Origin of the sequence: Staphylococcus sp. GDX8P114P-2 (genome assembly GCF_017892945.1) — a bacterium.
GTDB lineage: Bacteria > Bacillota > Bacilli > Staphylococcales > Staphylococcaceae > Staphylococcus > Staphylococcus arlettae.
Genome location: NZ_JAESMB010000035.1, coordinates 1 through 992, shown reverse-complemented (window position 1 = coordinate 992; position 992 = coordinate 1). Strand labels below are relative to the sequence as shown.

The 992-nt window shown below is 32.4% G+C and carries 1 protein-coding gene and 1 pseudogene; one reads left to right on the top strand and one right to left on the bottom strand.

What is annotated here, in order from left to right:
- A pseudogene (locus KA845_RS12965) lies at nucleotides 1-468 on the top strand (cassette chromosome recombinase CcrB); the annotation flags it as partial.
- Between the two features lie 35 nt (nucleotides 469-503).
- Here KA845_RS12965 and KA845_RS12960 read toward each other — a convergent pair.
- Nucleotides 504-791 carry a hypothetical protein gene (locus tag KA845_RS12960; RefSeq protein ID WP_103266532.1) on the bottom strand — a complete coding sequence of 96 codons (288 nt, stop codon included), beginning with the start codon at nucleotides 789-791 and terminating at the stop codon, nucleotides 504-506.
- Nucleotides 792-992: the final 201 nt, after the last annotated feature.

The following is a 992-nucleotide window of genomic DNA, read 5'->3' as shown; positions in this document are numbered from 1 at the left end:
CTTAACCATGATATTGCTTATAAACAACAACAATTTGATGAAATTAACACTAAACTTAAAAATCTAATTCAAACCATCGAAGACAATCCAGACTTAACATCTGCACTCAAACCAACCATTCATCAATATGAAACACAACTCAATGACATTACAAACCAAATGAATCAACTAAAGCAGCAACAAAATCAAGAGAAACCATCTTATGATACGAAACAAATCGCTCTCCTATTACAACGAATATTTCAAAACATAGAATCCATGGATAAATCACAACTCAAAGCATTATACCTTACGGTCATTGATCGTATCGATATTCGTAAAGATGGGAATCATAAAAAGCAATTCTATGTCACACTCAAGCTCAATAATGAGATTATTAAACAACTTTTCAATAATACTCAGCTCGACGAAGTGCTTCTCAGCACTTCGTCTTTATTTTTGCCTCAAACTCTTTACCTTAAAATCTAATAAAAAAAGCAAGATGCATTTATGCACCTTGCCTATCACTTATCTTCATCATATTCAAATGGAAACCTGTATGGATCGTCCATCAGACGCTGTCTTTTTTCGTCTAGTTTTGGGATATCCTCCTCATCTGCAATAGCTTCATCATAATTCAAACCTAATGCATTGAGAGCATCTTCAAAATCCATATCTTTTTCCTGCATGTAAAACCAAACTCTATCAGTAATGTATATTCCATCATATAAATGATAACCATCAATGGAACCATTCATATCATACTTCAAGTCATCATCTGAATAATGACCATATTTACTAAAACTTACCACTAGCTTCAACTCCTTTGACTTTCACTTTATATTACACCAAAAGTCAAAGTTAGTCAAAGTTAAATTATATGTATTTCAACTTATTTTCTCAGTGTCCTTTCGTCATTCAATAACACTCATCTAACAAATATATTCAACACGCTAACAAATCATGGCTCAATGTGAAGCTTATATTGATATGACGAAAGAACATCCCAAAAC